This is a genomic window from Pseudomonas sp. MEJ086 (assembly GCF_030209025.1).
Taxonomy (GTDB): domain Bacteria; phylum Pseudomonadota; class Gammaproteobacteria; order Pseudomonadales; family Pseudomonadaceae; genus Aquipseudomonas; species Aquipseudomonas fulva_A.
The window spans coordinates 124,766-141,837 of sequence record NZ_JARVSV010000007.1; the positions used below are offsets into that span (position 1 = coordinate 124,766).

At 62.4% G+C, this 17,072-nt stretch carries 15 protein-coding genes; 7 read left to right on the forward strand and 8 right to left on the reverse strand.

Annotated elements, in window-relative coordinates; translation table 11 throughout:
- Positions 1–166: 166 nt before the first annotated feature.
- From QRN22_RS04760 to QRN22_RS04775, 4 genes are all read left to right on the forward strand, one after another.
- Positions 167–1,192: a DNA topoisomerase IB gene (locus tag QRN22_RS04760; RefSeq protein WP_042552617.1), complete on the forward strand. Its 1,026-nt coding sequence runs from the start codon at positions 167–169 to the stop codon at positions 1,190–1,192.
- 93 nt (positions 1,193–1,285) lie between these two features.
- Entirely contained in the window at positions 1,286–2,296 is a 1,011-nt protein-coding gene (locus QRN22_RS04765) for a GlxA family transcriptional regulator (protein WP_042552616.1), read from the forward strand.
- Positions 2,289–2,540 carry a DUF1272 domain-containing protein gene (locus tag QRN22_RS04770; RefSeq protein WP_042552615.1) on the forward strand — a complete coding sequence of 84 codons (252 nt, stop codon included), beginning with the start codon at positions 2,289–2,291 and terminating at the stop codon, positions 2,538–2,540. The genes QRN22_RS04765 and QRN22_RS04770 overlap by 8 nt, the downstream gene beginning before the upstream one ends.
- On the forward strand, positions 2,527–3,690 hold the full coding sequence (locus tag QRN22_RS04775) for an MFS transporter (protein WP_231570114.1): 1,164 nt from the start codon (positions 2,527–2,529) through the stop codon (positions 3,688–3,690). The genes QRN22_RS04770 and QRN22_RS04775 overlap by 14 nt, the downstream gene beginning before the upstream one ends.
- A 4-nt stretch (positions 3,691–3,694) precedes the next feature.
- On the opposite strand, the gene QRN22_RS04780 is transcribed toward QRN22_RS04775, so the two are convergent.
- The 5 genes from QRN22_RS04780 to QRN22_RS04800 all read right to left on the reverse strand — a co-directional run bounded on the left by QRN22_RS04780 (position 3,695) and on the right by QRN22_RS04800 (position 10,052).
- Complete coding sequence (locus QRN22_RS04780; RefSeq protein ID WP_042552613.1) at positions 3,695–4,651, reverse strand: GGDEF domain-containing protein; 957 nt, start codon at positions 4,649–4,651, stop codon at positions 3,695–3,697.
- Positions 4,652–4,656: 5 nt separating this feature from the next.
- On the reverse strand, positions 4,657–5,658 hold the full coding sequence (locus QRN22_RS04785; protein ID WP_042552612.1) for a response regulator: 1,002 nt from the start codon (positions 5,656–5,658) through the stop codon (positions 4,657–4,659).
- A 202-nt stretch (positions 5,659–5,860) separates the two neighbouring features.
- A complete protein-coding gene (nfuA, locus tag QRN22_RS04790; RefSeq protein WP_042552611.1) occupies positions 5,861–6,445 on the reverse strand; it encodes a Fe-S biogenesis protein NfuA in 585 nt (194 codons plus the stop codon).
- A gap of 71 nt (positions 6,446–6,516) precedes the next feature.
- Positions 6,517–7,536 (reverse strand): acyltransferase family protein, encoded by a 1,020-nt coding sequence (locus QRN22_RS04795; protein ID WP_042552610.1) that lies wholly within the window; start codon positions 7,534–7,536, stop codon positions 6,517–6,519.
- A gap of 236 nt (positions 7,537–7,772) precedes the next feature.
- Entirely contained in the window at positions 7,773–10,052 is a 2,280-nt protein-coding gene (locus QRN22_RS04800) for a fatty acid cis/trans isomerase (protein WP_042552609.1), read from the reverse strand.
- A gap of 197 nt (positions 10,053–10,249) precedes the next feature.
- Here QRN22_RS04800 and metH point away from each other — a divergent pair, with 197 nt between their 5' ends.
- Genes metH through QRN22_RS04815 form a run of 3 tightly spaced genes read left to right on the forward strand, consistent with a single transcriptional unit; the run spans position 10,250 to position 14,729 of the window.
- On the forward strand, positions 10,250–13,966 hold the full coding sequence (gene metH, locus QRN22_RS04805; RefSeq protein WP_156152660.1) for a methionine synthase: 3,717 nt from the start codon (positions 10,250–10,252) through the stop codon (positions 13,964–13,966).
- Positions 13,963–14,283 carry a DUF5629 family protein gene (locus tag QRN22_RS04810; RefSeq protein WP_042552608.1) on the forward strand — a complete coding sequence of 107 codons (321 nt, stop codon included), beginning with the start codon at positions 13,963–13,965 and terminating at the stop codon, positions 14,281–14,283. The genes metH and QRN22_RS04810 overlap by 4 nt, the downstream gene beginning before the upstream one ends.
- A gap of 26 nt (positions 14,284–14,309) precedes the next feature.
- Positions 14,310–14,729, forward strand: a complete 420-nt coding sequence (locus QRN22_RS04815; RefSeq protein ID WP_042552607.1) for a hypothetical protein — start codon at positions 14,310–14,312, stop codon at positions 14,727–14,729.
- Positions 14,730–14,767: 38 nt separating this feature from the next.
- Here the strand turns inward: QRN22_RS04815 and QRN22_RS04820 are convergent, their stop codons facing one another.
- The 3 genes from QRN22_RS04820 to QRN22_RS04830 all read right to left on the reverse strand — a co-directional run bounded on the left by QRN22_RS04820 (position 14,768) and on the right by QRN22_RS04830 (position 16,890).
- Complete coding sequence (locus QRN22_RS04820) at positions 14,768–15,070, reverse strand: DUF1883 domain-containing protein (protein WP_042552606.1); 303 nt, start codon at positions 15,068–15,070, stop codon at positions 14,768–14,770.
- Between the two features lie 39 nt (positions 15,071–15,109).
- Positions 15,110–15,820, reverse strand: a complete 711-nt coding sequence (locus QRN22_RS04825) for a substrate-binding periplasmic protein (protein WP_042552605.1) — start codon at positions 15,818–15,820, stop codon at positions 15,110–15,112.
- Positions 15,821–15,963: 143 nt separating this feature from the next.
- Positions 15,964–16,890: a ZIP family metal transporter gene (locus QRN22_RS04830; protein ID WP_042552604.1), complete on the reverse strand. Its 927-nt coding sequence runs from the start codon at positions 16,888–16,890 to the stop codon at positions 15,964–15,966.
- Positions 16,891–17,072: the final 182 nt, after the last annotated feature.

The following is a 17,072-nucleotide window of genomic DNA, read 5'->3' on the forward strand; positions in this document are numbered from 1 at the left end:
ACTTCCTGTCGTGTTCGGCTGGCTAAGTCTTTATCCGTCGCAACGAGCTGGCCGGCATGCATTACGTCGATGAAGTACAGCGGTTTCCGGTGACGTATTGCGTCGCCCTCCCCTTGGTTGGCATCACGCTCACCACCTTCTCCGTTGCCGCAGCGGAGGGCCGTCGATGAGCGATTCGTCGTTGATCCCCGAGCTACCCAACGACCTGCACTACGTCGATGACGGCGGCCCGGGGATCACCCGGCGCAAACTGCGCGGCAAGTTCTGCTACTTCGAGCCTGGCGGTGAACGCATCCGCAATGCCGAGCAAATCGCGCGCATCAACGCACTGGCCATCCCGCCCGCCTACGTCGACGTATGGATCTGCCCGGATCCCAAGGGCCACCTGCAGGCTACCGGCCGCGACGCGCGAGGTCGCAAGCAATACCGTTATCACCCCCGCTGGCGCGAAGTGCGCGACACCGACAAGTACGCCAATCTGCTGCTGTTCGGCAAAGCCCTGCCGAAACTGCGCCAGACGGTGGAGCAACACCTGCTGTTGCCCGAGCATGGTCGGGAAAAGGTCATGGCCACGGTCATTACCTTGCTCGACAACACCCTGATCCGTATCGGCAACGTACGTTACGCCAAGGAAAACCGCTCTTACGGCCTGACGACCCTGCGCAACCGCCACGTCGAAGTACAGGGTAGCGCCATACGTTTCCACTTCCGCGGCAAGAGCGGCATCGAGCACGAGGTGGAGGTCAGTGACCGGCGCCTGGCACGCATCATCCGCCGTTGCCTGGAGCTGCCGGGGCAGCATCTGTTCCAGTACCTCGACGCGAATGGCGAACGCCATACCGTGACATCGACCGACATCAACAACTACCTGCGCGAGCTCACGGGTGCCGATTTCACCGCCAAGGATTACCGCACCTGGGCGGGAAGCGCTCTGGCGCTGACCCTGTTGCGTGAACTGGAGTGGCAGCCGGAGAGCTCGGCCAAGAAGCACGTGGTGGCGATGGTCAAGCAGGTTGCCGAAGAGCTGCGCAACACGCCGGCGGTGTGCCGCAAATGCTACATCCACCCGGCCTTGATAGATGCCTTCCACTGCGGTGAGCTCGCCGATTTGCGCCTCGCTGCGGCGCGCAAGGGGCTGCGATCAGAGGAAAGCCTGCTGATGCGGTTTCTGGAAAAGATCCCAGTGCCCTGAGCCCCTTCAATGTGGCGAGATATGTGGGAATAATGTCATTGCCGCCACTCTCTCGCCCGCGCACACTGCGTCCATGTTCCCCGAGGGATTGTCATGGACGAAAGCAGATGCATCGCCGCACTGGTCTACACGGACTTCATGAGTCTCGACGTGGTCGGCCCCTTGCAGGTATTCGCCTCCGCCAACGTTGAGCGCAATCGCCAGGGGCTGGGCGATGCCTACCGCTTGCTGATGCTCGCCGAGCAAGCCGGGCAGGTGCGCAGCTCTTCTGGCATGCGCGTGGTGGCAGACGCCGCCTGGGCCGACTGTGACCCCGCCAGCCTGGACACCCTGCTGATTCCCGGTGGTATCGGTGAAACCGTTCAATGTGAAAACCAGGCCCTGCTGAGCTGGCTGCGCGGTGCCGAGCCCAGCATACGCCGCCTGGGATCGGTCTGTTCGGGCGCACTGATCCTGGCGCGTACCGGCCTGCTCGACGGCCAACGGGTGACGACGCACTGGGCGGATATAGACACCCTTCGCCAACACGGTAAGTTACGCGTCGACAGCAACTGCCTGCACACCTACGACCCCGCTGGCGCCGGTGGCAGCGGCCATCTGTTCACCTCCGCCGGCGTCACGGCCGGTATCGATCTGGCCCTGGCGCTGGTGGAGGCCGACCTTGGCCGCAGCATGGCACTGGCCGTAGCGCGCCGCCTGGTGATGTTCCTGCGCCGCCCTGGCGGCCAGGCGCAGTTCAGCGCCCTGCTCGCCCCGGAACCCAGCCGCACGCCTAGGCTTGCCGAGCTGCTCGACTGGATTCCCGCCAATCTGGGGGCAGACCTGTCACTGGAGGCGCTGGCCAGCGAAGCGAAGATGGCGCCACGCACCCTTTCCCGGGTTTTCGCCAGGGAGCTGGGCACCGGCCCGGCACGTTACGTGGAGCGCATTCGCCTGGAAGCCGCCCGCGCGCTACTCCAGGACGCCCAGGCCTCCGTGGCGACGGTCGCACGCCTTACCGGCTTCGGCCACCCGGAGAACCTGCGCCGGGTCTTTCAGAAGCACCTTTCCATCAGCCCCCAGGAATACGCCGAACGTTTCGGCCAGGAGACATCCCATGCTTGAACTGCGCCCCAACTGCGAATGCTGCGACCGCGACCTGCCACCCGAGTCCTGCGACGCGCGCATCTGCTCGTTCGAATGCACCTACTGCAGCGATTGCGCCGACACCCACTTGCAAGGCCACTGCCCGAACTGCTCGGGCGAACTGGTCCGCCGCCCGATCCGCCCGGCCGCGAAGCTGCCTGCCAACCCGCCGTCGACGTTGCGGGTGCTCAAGGCTGGAGGATGCGATGCTGCTACTGCGTAACCGCGCGCTACTGATCCTGTTCTTCGCTCAGGCGCTGTATTGGAGCTGCTCGCTGATTGGCATCACCCTCACCGCCCTGATCGGTATGCAACTGTCTCCGTACAACAGCCTGGCGACATTGCCGCTGGCTCTGCTGGTGCTGGGCAATCTGCTGGCCACTCATCCGCTGTCGCTGTTCATGCAGCGTCATGGCCGCCGTCCCGGGCTGACGCTCGGCGCCGCAGCCGGAATTCTCGGCGGGCTGATCAGCGCCCTTGGCGTGTGGTTGGCGGATTTCAATCTGTTCTGCCTGGGCGCCTTGCCAATCGGGGTCTACCAGGCGTCCGCCATGTACTACCGTTTTGCTGCGCTGGAAACGGTGGATGAGGCACACAAGGGGCGCGCTGCAGCCTGGGTGATCGGTGGCGGTGTCTGTGCCGCCCTGCTTGCCCCTACCTTGACGCTATGGGCACGCAATGCATTGAGCACGCCTTTCGTCGGCGCTTACCTGCTGCTTGCGGTGCTGGCATTGCTGGGGTTTTTGCTGCTGAGCGCACTGCGCGAAGGGGCAATCCCCGCCGCTCCTCGTGGCAATATGCGCGAGCTGCTGGCTCGCCCGGCAATCCGCTCTGCGCTTGCCATTAGCGCCATCGGTCATGGCCTGATGATTCTGGTGATGAATGCCACACCGCTGGCCATGAGTTTTTGTGGTCTTTCAGTGGAAAGCGCGGCGCAGGTAATCCAGTGGCACATGCTAGGCATGTTTCTACCTGCGCTGATCGCTGGGCCGCTGGTGGACCGTCTCGGTGGCCGACGTATCGCGATGACTGGTGTCGCGCTGCTCAGCAGCAGCGCCTTGATCGCACTGACCGGTGAGACACAGCCATATTTCCTGATTTCATCGCTGCTACTTGGGATCGGCTGGAATCTGATGCTGGTAGCCGGCACCACGTTGCTGGTCAGCGCTCACAGCGCCGAGGAGCGTGGCAGGGCTCAGGGGTTGATGGAGCTGGCCAATGGCAGTGTTGCCGCCTGTGCGGCATTCGCATCCGGTGCGCTGATCACCGGACTGGGTTGGAGCCTGGTCAACCTGGCCATGCTGCCGGTGCTGGCAATAGCCGTCGTGGCGTTGCTGGGCCGATCGGCTCCAAGAGCGCCACTGGCAGGCTGAGCCATCAGGCACCGAAAACGGTCACCTGGTTACGACCGTTGCGCTTGGAGGTGTAAAGCGCCTGATCGGCCCACTGCAGCAGTTGCAGGTGGTCGTGGCTGGGTTCGCTCAGGTCTGCCACGCCAAGGCTGATGGTGAAGGGAATCACCTGCCCCTCGTGACTGATCTGCAGATGCTCGACCACGCCACGCAGGCGCTCGGCGAAGACTCGCCCACCTGCACAGTCGACGTCAGGCAGCAATACCACGAATTCCTCGCCACCGTAGCGCCCGGCAATGTCGGTATCGCGGATCTGCTCGCTGACCACCTTGGCCAGGCCCTGAATCACCGCATCGCCTGCCTGGTGGCCATAGGTGTCGTTGACCTTCTTGAAATGATCGATATCGAAGATCACCAGCGAGGCACTGCTGCCGTAGCGACGATGGCGGGCATGCTCGCGCTTGAGCTCTTCTTCCCAGTGCCCGCGATTGTTCAGGCCGGTCAGTCGGTCGGTACGCGACAGGTGCTTGAACTGATCGCTCATCGACTGCAACTGGCGCTTGTTCACCGCGACGCTGGTAACGTCATAGATGATCAGGCACAGGTGCTCGATCTTGCTGTTGGTGGCCTGCAGCGGCAGCACGGTGGTGTTCTGGTACATGAAATCTTCCAGGCCGGTAATCGGCTGGTAGTTCTTGAAGCGCACCAGATAAGGCCGCTGCTCCCAGATGGTGAAAGCCGGCGTGCCAAGGGTGGCGACGCTATCCACCTTGCGGCGAAACCAGCCTTCCTCGACCTCGGGAAACAGTTCGAAGAAAGAGCGCTCGGCAGCATCCTGCGCGGTACGCCCGGAGTGATTCTCCATGAAGCTGTTCCATACCTCGACCCGGTAGTCGCGATCCAGCACCACCACACCGACGTCGATGCTCTGCACGATCGCCAGCAGCCAGTGGAACTCGTTGAAATCCATGTTCGCGACCATGTCTGTCATTCCATCAGGTAGGCGAGTTTTTTGGTCAGCAGCGGCACCGAGTCCTCGGTGAACAGCAACAGCAGGTCGAAGTGGATATTGTGCCCTTCGATGCTGTAACTGACTTCCACGGCTAGGGTCTTGCGCCAGCGCTGACCGTTGAGGCGGATCAGTTCGTCGATCGAGGCATGCTCACCGAGCACCTGCGGGTGGCCCTGGGAGAAGCTCACGTCGAGCTGCTCGGCGATGCCGCTCAGGCACGCGCCGATGATCACGCTGGACATGTCCAGGAGCATTTCCATGGACGAATAATTCTGCTGCTGCCACTGCATCAGCCTGGCCATGTCCCCTACTTCCGAGTCATGGAAGATGAGCAGGGCTTCACCGCTGATGCCGCCACCGATATAGCCCTGGCACACCGCAGTCAGCCCGTTGCCGCGCTGGGCATCGGCCAGCGCCATGTGCAGCTCGCTGACTTCGAGAATGTTCACGTTGGGGATCGGCAACTGCACGAACACACCCAGTACCCGCGCCAACAGCGCTGCCGCCTGGCCCATGGCGACGTTGACCACTTCGCGGAAAGCGTCGCGGAACGATACCTTGGGCTCTCCCAGCGCTGCCACGGGCGCCGTGGCCGGCGCGGAAGGCGCGCTGAGGAAGCCCAGACGGTCGAGGGTCTGGCGCAGCAATTCGGGATCGGCAGGTTTTTTCAGAAAGGCCAGCGCGCCGAGCTCCTGAACCCGGCGCACGGCTTCTTCCTGAACGTCACCGGAGACAACGATGACCTTCTGGGCAAGACCTTCGGCCTTGAGCGCGGCCAGCACGCCATAGCCGTCGAGCACCGGCATGGTCAGGTCGAGCAGCAATAGATCGAAATGCGCCGCACGAAGCTGCTCGAGGGCTTCCTCACCATTGCTGGCCTGGCTGACCGTTACCGGCCAATCCGTGGGCAAGGCGCGCAGCAGTTGCTTGCGTGCCATGTTCGAATCGTCGCAAACGAGAAGAGATGCTTCCGGCATCGGTACGCCTCGAGAAGGTGAGCCAGTTCCGGCTTGTTACGCTGCGGTGAAATGCCGACAACGATGGCGCCATCCTAGAGCGTTCCTGACAATCTATAGCAGAATGCCATTACGCTTTTGTTTTTTTATCCTGCTTTCGTGAACCGTAGCACCCTGAAAACGGACAAGGCGACCGAAGTCGCCTTTTGCAGCAAGCCGATGATCAGTAGTACGCGTTTTCGCGATTGCTGTGATCGGTCACGTCACGCACACCCTTGAGCTGCGGAATGCGTTCGAGCAAGGTCTTCTCGATACCTTCCTTGAGGGTCAGGTCGGCCTGGCCGCACCCCTGACAACCACCACCGAACTGCAGTACGGCGATGCCTTCGTCGACCACGTCGATGAGCGTCACCTGGCCGCCGTGGCTGGCCAGACCGGGATTGATCTCGGTTTGCAGGTAATAGTTGATACGCTCGTTGAGCGGGCTGTCTTCGTTGACCATCGGCACCTTGGCATTTGGCGCCTTGATGGTCAGCTGGCCACCCATGCGATCGGTGGCGTAGTCGACCACGGCGTCTTCAAGAAACGGCTCGCTGACGGCGTCGATCCACGCGGTGAAGCTAGCCAGGCCGATGGCCTGATCTTCCGGCTTCTGCTCACCGGGCTTGCAGTAGGCGATGCAGGTTTCCGCGTACTGGGTACCGGGCTGGGTGATGAAAACGCGAATGCCGATTCCCGGAGTATTCTGCTTGTTCAGCAGGTCTGCCAGGTAATCATGGGCGGCATCGGTAATGGTAATAGTGCTCATGGCAACTCCTCACGGTCATGTGCTGAATTGTACGCCAAATGGCGGCCCCGGACAAAGTCCTACTATTTTACTCAGGATAGCGCCTGAACACGGCCGCTGCCCGTGCGTTCGGCGATCCATACCTTGGCCTGCACGAAAAAGCGCTTTTCGATCAACTCGTAGCTGCCCCAGGACGCCAGGGCGATCAGCGGCATGCACGCGGCGATCACCACATAGGGATTGAGATCCAGGCTGGCCTGTAGGTACCAGCCCAGCGACAGCACGATCACGTGCAGCAGATACACCGAGTAGGAGCAGTCGCCCATTCGCGCCAGCAGGCGATTGTCCTTGAACCAGGGCTCCATGGCGATGCAGGCGGCGACGATCAGCGCACTCGGCACGCCCCAGTGCAACAGGCGCATGGAGTTGTCCAGGTGATAGATGGCCAGCAGCGAGCCGGCGATGAGCAGCAGTGGCAGCCACAAGCCCTGGCGGATCCAGCCGCGGTTGTAGACCATGCCCAGCAGCACGCCGAAGAGAAACTCGTAGACGATGCTGTTGCGGTAGAAATCGCTGACCCAGGGCTGCGTCGCCAGTAGCCCGAAAACCAGCAAGGTGCTGGTGATCAGCAGCAGGCGAAAGCGCTCTGGAACCATGAAGGCCAGCGCGAACAGCAGGTAGAAGAACATCTCGTAGTTCAGTGTCCAGCCGACGTTGAGCGTGGGGTACAGACCGAAACCAGCGGGGTTTTCTGCGGGGATGAACAGCAGCGACATCATCAGGTGCTGCATATCGAATGCCTGGGTCGGCATCACCGGGTTGGCGAAGGCGATGATCAGGGCTGCGATCAGCGAATACAGCCAGTACGCCGGGACGATACGCAGCGCGCGGTTGAGCATGAAGCGCCAGGGGGTGATGCTCTTGCCCTGGGTAGAGAGGTAGATCACCAGCCCGCTGATGACGAAGAAGATATCGACACCGACGGCTCCCTTGTCGGTGAACAGATAGCCCAAGAAGCTATCTGCCTTGAAATCGAAGAACACCTGCATGACATGGTGAAAGACCACTACCCAGGCTGCCAACGCCCGCAATGCCTGCACTGAAATCAGCATAGAACCGCCATTCTCCCTCTCGTTGAAACCGATACGGGTGGCCCGGAATCAGACCACCACAGGGTCCGACCGCAGCGGTTTGAGAAAGGTCGAGAGAAATGCCCCTAGGTGCCCGGCAGGCCACGGCTGCCCGCCGGATTCCACGCTGCGCAGGTGCAGCTCGGAGGCGACGGCGCTGGCGATGCGGCCCGTGCTTTACAGGCATTGCAGCGCTCGGCGCCAAGCGCTGCACGGGGTCAGAGGTTCTCGTAGCGATTCATGTCCAGCACGCCGGCTTCCACTGGATCGTGCTCGCGGATATGCGCGCTCAGGTCGTGAAAATACCGCCAGAACTGCGGATGGGTACGACGAATGCCCCAGCGCTCGACCATCTTGTCGAAGCTGGCGGAATTGTCGACCTGCTCCAGAGCGTCAACGAAATCCGCCACCTGACTGGCCTGCACCGAGAACATGAAGTTCGGGTAGCTGGTCATCACCTCCGGATAGAGGGTCAGGGTGTCCAGGCGTGGCTGGTAACGCAGATCCTCGCCAAGCATGAAGGCCACGTTGCTGTGCGCGCGGTTGCGCAACAGACTGTAGACCTCGCGGCGGCCATTGCCAGCCTCGACACGCAACACGGTCGCTTCCGGCAATTGGTGGATCACCTTGAGTTGCGAGGCAGGCCTTGAGGCCAGGCGACTCAGTGCCTGTTCCGCCTGCTGCAGGTCGGCTGGCAGGCCATCGCGATGGCAGTGCTGACCGGTACAGCGATTGATCGGGTCAGGCCGTGCATTGAGGGCGGCGAAGCGCTGCAGCAACTGCTCGGCGAACTGCCGCTTGGGATCCTCGCCGGAGAGTGGCAGGCCACTCGGGGTTTTCCGGTCCAGCGGGTAGTAATCCATCCACGCCTTGAGCTTGCCGCTCTTCTGATACCAGTCGCCGAACAGCCCGGAACGCGCGTCGGCTGGCATCAGGCGCAGGAAATTCTGCTCCGCTCCGTTGCGGATCAGGTCGAAGTACAGGCGAGTCTGCGCCTGATGCGAGACATTGCCGAATACATCGAAATTCACCACCAGTTGGTAGTAGGTACGCTCGAGCAGCGGGTAATCCATCCACCACAGGGTCTGCGGAATTTCACCGACCAGCCCTTTGCGAACCGAGGCGCTGTCGTGCTGACGGAAGATCGACAGCAGCGCGTTGTCGTTGCCGCGCCAGATGTGTGACCAGTCAGGCGCAGGCGCCTCGGCATAGCCGGAGGTGCGCAGGGCCTCGTAATCGTTGCGCTTGTTGCGGTAGGCGCGCCACAGGCCCAGCAGGTCGCCGATCTGGTCGAGCTGGCCAGGCATGGACAGCAACGGTGTCGTCTCGCCCCGATAAGCTGGGTCGGTGATGTACAGATCATGCTGCGGGTCCTGGAAGACCACCCAGAAGTTGTCGCGAATCACGTCGGTAGCGATCTGCCCACGGCATACCGGCCCGCGGATGAAGGTGCGCACGAAGTATTCGGCGTTATCGAGCATGAACTGATAACGCGCCTGAGCCGGAATCGCCTCGAAGGTTTCGAACGGGTTGGAGCGGCGCTGCACCCCGTAGCCCGGCACCACGCCCACCTGCCAGTCGCTACCGAAAAACAGCGATTTGACCCGGGCCAGCTTCTCGGCGCTCAGCGGGTAGGTGATGTGAGTCTTGTGGACGATCACGCCCTGGATCGGCATCAGGCGGTAATGGACGGTGGTACCGGGATCGTCATTGGGACGTCGGGTGGCGATGATGTCCACCGGCTGGCCGCTGGGCGTGCGCGAACGCACCAGCTGGAAGAAGTGCCCGGGCTCGCCACCTTTGAAATGCAGGTGCGCGAGAAACAGATGCTCATACAGCCAGCGGCTGACCAGGCCCTGCTCGTCACCCGGGGCGTTGAGAAAACGCTCCCACTCGGCGATCTGCCGCGCTTCGCCTGCACTGGGTTGCAATGCCTGCTCGTCGAGCGGCGCGCCCTGCTCCAGCCAGCGCTGCACCGTTTGGTAGTCCTGCGCGGTCAGGCCGGTGACCGCGAACGGCATGCCGGCCATTGGGTTCTTGGCCGCGAACGCCTCGAACTCGCCGGGCAACGGACACTGGTTTTCCCGGTCGATGCCAATGGCCAGGTCCTTGGGCAGCTTGCTGTTGGCGGGTAAAGGCGTGGCATGCCCGAGCTCGAGCATGCGCGCCATCAACGCAGCCTGGCCGCCCTGCTGTTCGAGTACCGAGTGGAAATCCTTGCGGCGCCAGGCCGGCTCGCCGTGGGCGTCCATGAACAGCCGTGTGGTGGCCTGGGTCTTGGTGCGCGTGCCGTCATAAACGGTGGCCTTGCTGGCACCGCGCTCGACGCCTTCGCCACTGCCCAGGTTGAGCTGGCACGGCGCGTCGTAACAGGCATGACAGGCCACGCAGTTCTGGGTGAAGATCGGCTGGATGTCGCGGGTATAAGAAACCGACTGCGCCACCGCCAACGGGCTGATCAAGGCAAGACAAACACTCAACAGCAGCCGGTAGCGCATGGTCGCAAATCCAAAAAAATAGCCAGCCATTCTAGCCGTCTCGCTTGTGCTATCGCTATGCCTGCATCGAGCGAAAATGGCAGGTCCGCCCCCGCGAACATGAGCATATTTCATGCACAACCGCGCAGCGCAGAAAATCCGCCAAGGTTTGTTATCATCTGCGGTCTTGTCGTAGCCTCCCGTTCAGAGCCTTTTCCATGCCCTTGTCAGATCGTAACGCCCGCTTTCAAGCACTTCAGCAAGCCCTCAAGAATCGCATCCTGATTCTCGACGGCGGCATGGGCACCATGATCCAGAGTTACAAGCTGGAAGAAGCCGATTACCGCGGCGAGCGCTTCGCCGACTGGCCGAGCGACGTCAAGGGCAACAACGACCTGCTGCTGCTCAGCCAGCCGCAGATCATCGCGGCCATCGAGAAGGCCTACCTGGATGCCGGCGCGGACATCCTCGAAACCAACACCTTCAACGCCACCCAGGTGTCCCAGGCCGACTACGGCATGGAGTCGCTGGCCTATGAGCTGAACCTGGCCGGAGCCCGGGTGGCCCGCGAGGTGGCCGATGCCAAGACCCTGGAAACCCCGGATCGCCCGCGTTTCGTCGCCGGCGTACTGGGCCCTACCAGCCGCACCTGCTCGATCTCTCCGGACGTCAACGATCCGGGCTACCGCAACGTCACCTTCGACGAGCTGGTGGACAACTACACCGAGGCCACCCGCGGCCTGATCGCGGGCGGCGCCGACCTGATCCTGATCGAGACCATCTTCGACACCCTCAATGCCAAGGCGGCGATCTTCGCCGTACAACAGGTGTTCGACGAGGATGGCGTCGAGCTGCCGATCATGATCTCCGGCACCATTACCGACGCCTCCGGCCGCACGCTGTCCGGGCAGACCACCGAGGCGTTCTGGAACTCGGTCGCCCACGCCAAGCCGATTTCCGTGGGCCTCAACTGCGCCCTCGGCGCCGCCGACCTGCGGCCCTATCTGGAAGAGCTATCGAACAAGGCTGGTACTCACGTTTCCGCGCACCCCAACGCCGGTCTGCCCAACGCGTTCGGTGAATACGACGAGACCCCCGCGGAAATGGCCGCGGTGGTCGAAGAGTTCGCCGCCAGCGGCTTCCTCAATATCATCGGTGGTTGCTGCGGCACCACGCCTGGGCATATCCAGGCCATTGCCGAGGCGGTCGCCAAGTACCCGCCGCGGCCGATCCCGGATATTCCGAAGGCCTGCCGTCTGTCCGGCCTGGAGCCGTTCACCATCGACCGCAAGTCGCTGTTCGTGAACGTCGGCGAGCGCACCAACATCACCGGTTCGGCCAAGTTCGCCCGGCTGATCCGTGAAGAGAATTACACCGAGGCACTGGAAGTCGCCCTGCAGCAGGTGGAAGCCGGCGCCCAGGTGATCGACATCAACATGGACGAGGGCATGCTCGATTCCAAGGCGGCCATGGTCAGGTTCCTCAACCTGATCGCCGGCGAGCCGGACATTTCCCGCGTGCCGATCATGATCGACTCGTCCAAGTGGGAAGTGATCGAGGCAGGCCTGAAGTGCATCCAGGGCAAGGGCATCGTCAACTCGATCTCCATGAAGGAAGGCGTCGAGCAGTTCAAGCACCACGCCAAGCTGTGCAAGCGTTATGGCGCTGCCGTCGTGGTGATGGCCTTCGACGAGGTCGGCCAGGCCGACACCGCCGCCCGCAAGCGCGAGATCTGCCAGCGCAGCTACGACATTCTGGTCAACGACGTGGGCTTCCCGCCGGAAGACATCATCTTCGACCCGAACATCTTCGCGGTCGCCACCGGCATCGAGGAGCACAACAACTACGCCGTGGACTTCATCGAAGCCTGCGCCTTCATTCGCGACAACCTGCCCTACGCACTGAGTTCGGGCGGGGTATCCAACGTGTCGTTCTCGTTCCGTGGCAACAACCCGGTGCGCGAAGCGATCCACTCGGTGTTCCTCTACTACGCCATCCAGAATGGCCTGACCATGGGCATCGTCAACGCCGGCCAGCTGGAGATCTACGACGAGATTCCCAAAGAGCTGCGCGACAAGGTCGAAGACGTGGTGCTCAACCGCACCCCAGGGGGCACCGATGCGCTGCTGGCGATCGCCGACAACTACCGGGGCGGTGGCGCGACCAAGGAAGTCGAGAACGAAGAGTGGCGTTCGCTGCCGGTCGACAAGCGCCTGGAACACGCCCTGGTCAAGGGCATCACCGCGTTCATCGTCGAAGACACCGAGGAGTGCCGTCAGCAATGCACGCGGCCGATCGAAGTCATCGAAGGGCCGCTGATGAGCGGCATGAACATCGTTGGCGACCTGTTCGGCTCGGGCAAGATGTTCCTGCCCCAGGTGGTGAAGTCCGCCCGCGTGATGAAACAGGCCGTCGCCCACCTGATTCCCTTCATCGAAGCCGAGAAAGGCGACAAGCCGGAAGCCAAGGGCAAGATTCTCATGGCCACGGTAAAGGGCGACGTGCATGACATCGGCAAGAACATCGTCGGCGTGGTGCTCGGCTGCAACGGCTACGACATCGTCGACCTTGGCGTGATGGTGCCGGCAGAGAAGATCCTGCAGACCGCCATCGCCGAGAAGTGCGACATCATCGGCCTGTCCGGCCTGATCACCCCGTCGCTGGACGAAATGGTGCACGTCGCCAAGGAAATGCAGCGCCAGGGCTTCACCCTGCCCCTGATGATCGGCGGCGCAACTACCTCGAAAGCGCACACCGCGGTGAAGATCGACCCGCAGTACAGCAACGATGCGGTCGTCTACGTCACCGACGCCTCACGCGCCGTGGGCGTGGCGACTCAGTTGCTGTCCAAGGAACTCAAGCCCGACTTCGTGCAGCGCACTCGCGACGATTACGTGGTGGTGCGCGAACGCACCTCGGCCCGTGCCTCGCGCACCGAGCGCCTGAGTTACGACAAGGCCATCGCCAACAAGCCAACGTTCGACTGGGCCGGTTACACCGCGCCGAAGCCGAGCTTTACCGGCGTGAAGGTGCTCGATGACATCGACCTCAACGTGCTGGCCGAGTACATCGACTGGACGCCTTTCTTCATCTCCTGGGACTTGGCCGGCAAGTACCCGCGCATCCTCACCGACGAGGTGGTCGGCGAAGCGGCCACCAGCCTGTTCAATGACGCCAAGGTGATTCTCAGGAAGCTGATCGACGAGAAGCTGATCAAGGCCCGCGCCGTATTCGGCTTCTGGCCGGCCAACCAGGTACGCGACGACGACATCGAAGTCTATGGCGACGACGGCCAGCCGCTTGCCACCCTGCACCACCTGCGCCAACAGACCATCAAGCCCGACGGCAAGCCGAACCTGTCCCTGGCCGACTTCGTCGCGCCGAAGGACAGCGGCATCAGCGACTACGTCGGCGGCTTCATCACCACCGCGGGCATCGGTGCCGAGGAAGTGGCCAAGGCCTACGAGGCCAACGGCGACGATTACAACTCGATCATGGTCAAGGCGCTGGCCGACCGCCTCGCCGAAGCCTGCGCCGAATGGCTGCACGAATGCGTGCGCAGGGAGCACTGGGGCTATCAGCCGGATGAGCACCTGAGCAACGACGATCTGATCAAGGAAGCCTACAAGGGCATCCGCCCTGCCCCCGGTTACCCGGCTTGCCCGGATCACACCGAGAAACGAACCCTGTTCAACCTGCTCGACCCGGAGGCCGACTACCACAAGGCGGGCCGCAGCGGCGTGTTCCTCACCGAGCACTACGCCATGTTCCCTGCAGCGGCTGTCAGCGGTTGGTACTTCGCCCACCCGGAGGCCCAGTACTTTGCCGTCGGCAAGGTCGACAAGGACCAGATCGAGCAGTACAGCGAGCGCAAGAATCAGGACATTACCGTCAGCGAACGCTGGCTGGCACCCAACCTGGGATACGACGAATGAGTGATCAACCTTACCTGCTCGACCAGCTGGAAACCGCCGACATGCTGGAGATCGACGGCCTGCATGTCTTCGACTTCCAGCTCGACGACAGGTTGCTCGACCAGGCCGAGGCTGCCGCCGAAGCCGATCAGCCGTTCGCCAGCGAAGCCACCGTCCTGACCATCGAGGTGCAGGACGGTCGTGAGCGCAAACGCTGGCAGTTCAGCTATAACGCAGTGATGGAGGCCGAGTATCGCTCTGCCAATGACAGCTGGACGCTGGGTGATCATCAGCTCCGCTGTTTTGCCGCGACCGCAGCCAGCAGCGACGACGAGTAGCAGCCCACCCTCAAGGAGAAGCCCACGTGCTGAAGATGACCCGCATCGACCCGCCGCACTGGGCTCCCGACTACGCACGCCACGTGACCGACTACCTCGGCGATGATGGCGAGGCCAGCCAGCGGGCTTTCGAGCCGCTGCTGGAGCGGATTCACGCCAGCCTGGACGAGCGTATCAATGCGTTCGTCAACGACCCTCGGCAGTGCTTTGGCGATGAGGAGCAATTCCCCAGCCGCAGCCGTCTATCGGGCCAGTACTACATTGGCTCGCAAACGTTCGAAGGCTATCGCGATGACGGTGACTACCAACTGTGGATCCAGATCCGCTGCCTCGAAGAGGACGCTCACGAGTCGGCCGATTATCTCGGGCTGGAAGTTATCTGCAGCTTCACGCCCGCCACGGGTGAACTGCTTATCGAGGAAGGCTTCAATACCAGCGTGATTTAGGGCCTCGCCGCCAGGCTGCATGGCGAGACCTGGCGGTATCAGGACAGATCGGAAGAAGAGCGGCGCACGATCTTGATGGAATGCTTCAGCGTCGGCTTGCGGGTGACGCTGATCGCCTTGCGGGTCACGGTATCGATGGTGATATTCCAGAAACCACTGCTGGGCACGGTGATCTTTGCAGGGAATTTATCGAAAGCCCCGCCGTGATAGGTATGCCGGCCACCATTCTTGAAGCTGCGAAAATTCGCGTCGCTCATCAGGCGGATATTGCAGGGTTGCGAGCATTCGATGACGACCAGATCGTCTTCGTTGAGGTGCTCGCGCTGGTGTATGAACTTCATCAGGCGCTCCACGCGGTGTTTTCAGGGCGATAGCATGACTCACCAGCCGTCCGACAGCAAAGTCTGTGACTTTTCCAGGCCCAGATAGCTCGCCAATATGCGCTGCCAACTGCCGTCGCTGCGCATTTGCGCGAAGGCGTCGCTCATTCTCTGGCGCAAGGCTTGCGCGCCATCGAACCTGAGGCTGGCGGCGATATGGCTGCGCGTCTGGCTGAGTGGCTTGCCGAATAACAGCGGCGCCTCGTACCCCAACTCACGCCACAGATACAGCGCACGCAGGTCGATCTCGAACCAGGCGACCACCCGGCCGCTGTGCAGCAGCTGAGCAGCCTGCTGTGGATCGGTGACTTCGACGACCCGCTGCCCCGAGGTACGAATGGCATTGATATCGTTGGCTCTGGGTGTCCCCCCCATGACCGCTACCGGGCCAGCCTTCAGCGCCTCGGCCAGGCTGTTGTAAGGGTGATCGACGCTGGCCAGCACGTAGGGAGTGGGCAGCACATCGAGCAGCCAGGCGAAATCGCCCTCACGCTCGGCAGTACGCCCGAGGTTCAGCACGATGCCGTGCTCATCGTCGCTCGCCTCGCTCAACACCCGGCGCCAGGGTACGCTGCGAAAAACGCATTGTTGCTCGGTACGAGCGCACAATTCCCGCATCAGATCGCCAAACAGCCCCGCTCGGTCGGCCACGCCATCGGCGAATGGCATCTGCCCCTGACCGACATAGATATTCAACGGCTCGGCTTGCACGCTGCCTGCACCCCATAGCGCACCGACAACCAGGAGTGCGCAGCCAGCCCGGAGACAGCACGCCCTCACATCACTTATCCGCACACGCGCCCCCCTATCCGACCGCTCGGCTGCAGTGTGCATCAGGTGCGCAGAAACGCCAATCAGCCCAGTGCCGTATCCAGGAACATCATCACAGCAAATCCGCCCATCAATCCGAGTGTCGCAGGCGTCTGATGACCGTTGCGATGGGTTTCCGGGATGATTTCATGGGACACCACGAACAGCATGGCCCCGGCAGCCAGCCCCAGGCCGATCGGATAGGCGAGCGCATAGCTGCTGGACATGCCAACGCCAACCAGAGCCCCCAGTGGCTCCATCAGTCCACTGGCCGCCGCGATCAGCGCCGCCTGCCAGGCCGACAGGCCGGTGGTACGCAGCGCCAGGGCGACCGCAAGGCCTTCGGGAATATCCTGAATGGCAATGGCGGTGGCCAGAGGAATCCCCACTTTCATGTCGTCGCCGGCGAAACCGACACCAACCGCCATACCTTCCGGCAGGTTGTGCAAGGTGATGGCGAAGACGAATAGCCATACGCGGTTCAAGCGTTCGCTCTGCGGCCCGAGCGGCCCGGTACTCTCGTGCTCGTGCGGGGTGAAGTGATCGAGGCCCAGCATCAGCAGGACACCAAGGGCCAAGCCGACCACCACGGTGGCGGCGCCGAGCATGCCGCTGCCGGTGATGCTTTCGGCAGCCTCCAGGCCCGGGATGATCAGCGAGAAGGAACTGGCGGCGAGCATCATGCCCGCGGCGAAGCCAAGCAGGCTGTCCTGGGTTCTTACGCTGATGGTGCCAAGCGCCAGCGCCGCCAACGCCCCCAGGGCGGTGGCGGCGAAGCCAGCTCCGCCACCGTATAGCGCATGACGCACACGCTCGGGGTGCCCGTCTTCGTATACGTTGAAAAGGCTGCTTATCAGTAACCAGAGCACGACCAGCAGGGCAACCGCGAGCCCGGCGGCGACCCAGGGCGATGCCCGCACCTGAGTGAGCCAGGCCTGCAGAAAACTGGTGGGCTGCGAAAGCGTTTGCATGTAACCCCTCTGACCGAATGAACGAAGACGTTGATATCCACTTGATAGCTGCGACAGCCCGATGATCCGCGGCGTTTCATCTTAACGTTGCATGCCGGCCGTCTAACCGGAGATCAGCGCACTATCTTCAAGCCAGGGTCGGCGTATGATCGAATCGGCATCCACCCGATCATCGGTTGCCA

Excerpts from the sequence above, each read along its gene's own strand:
- QRN22_RS04760 (WP_042552617.1), top strand. The coding sequence starts at position 167 with ATGAGCGATTCGTCGTTGATCCCCGAGCTACCCAACGACCTGCACTAC.
- QRN22_RS04765 (WP_042552616.1), top strand. The coding sequence starts at position 1,286 with ATGGACGAAAGCAGATGCATCGCCGCACTGGTCTACACGGACTTCATG.
- QRN22_RS04770 (WP_042552615.1), top strand. The coding sequence starts at position 2,289 with ATGCTTGAACTGCGCCCCAACTGCGAATGCTGCGACCGCGACCTGCCA.
- QRN22_RS04780 (WP_042552613.1), bottom strand. The coding sequence starts at position 4,651 with ATGGTCGCGAACATGGATTTCAACGAGTTCCACTGGCTGCTGGCGATC.
- QRN22_RS04785 (WP_042552612.1), bottom strand. The coding sequence starts at position 5,658 with ATGCCGGAAGCATCTCTTCTCGTTTGCGACGATTCGAACATGGCACGC.
- nfuA (WP_042552611.1), bottom strand. The coding sequence starts at position 6,445 with ATGAGCACTATTACCATTACCGATGCCGCCCATGATTACCTGGCAGAC.
- QRN22_RS04795 (WP_042552610.1), bottom strand. The coding sequence starts at position 7,536 with ATGCTGATTTCAGTGCAGGCATTGCGGGCGTTGGCAGCCTGGGTAGTG.
- QRN22_RS04800 (WP_042552609.1), bottom strand. The coding sequence starts at position 10,052 with ATGCGCTACCGGCTGCTGTTGAGTGTTTGTCTTGCCTTGATCAGCCCG.
- metH (WP_156152660.1), top strand. The coding sequence starts at position 10,250 with ATGCCCTTGTCAGATCGTAACGCCCGCTTTCAAGCACTTCAGCAAGCC.
- QRN22_RS04810 (WP_042552608.1), top strand. The coding sequence starts at position 13,963 with ATGAGTGATCAACCTTACCTGCTCGACCAGCTGGAAACCGCCGACATG.
- QRN22_RS04820 (WP_042552606.1), bottom strand. The coding sequence starts at position 15,070 with ATGAAGTTCATACACCAGCGCGAGCACCTCAACGAAGACGATCTGGTC.
- QRN22_RS04830 (WP_042552604.1), bottom strand. The coding sequence starts at position 16,890 with ATGCAAACGCTTTCGCAGCCCACCAGTTTTCTGCAGGCCTGGCTCACT.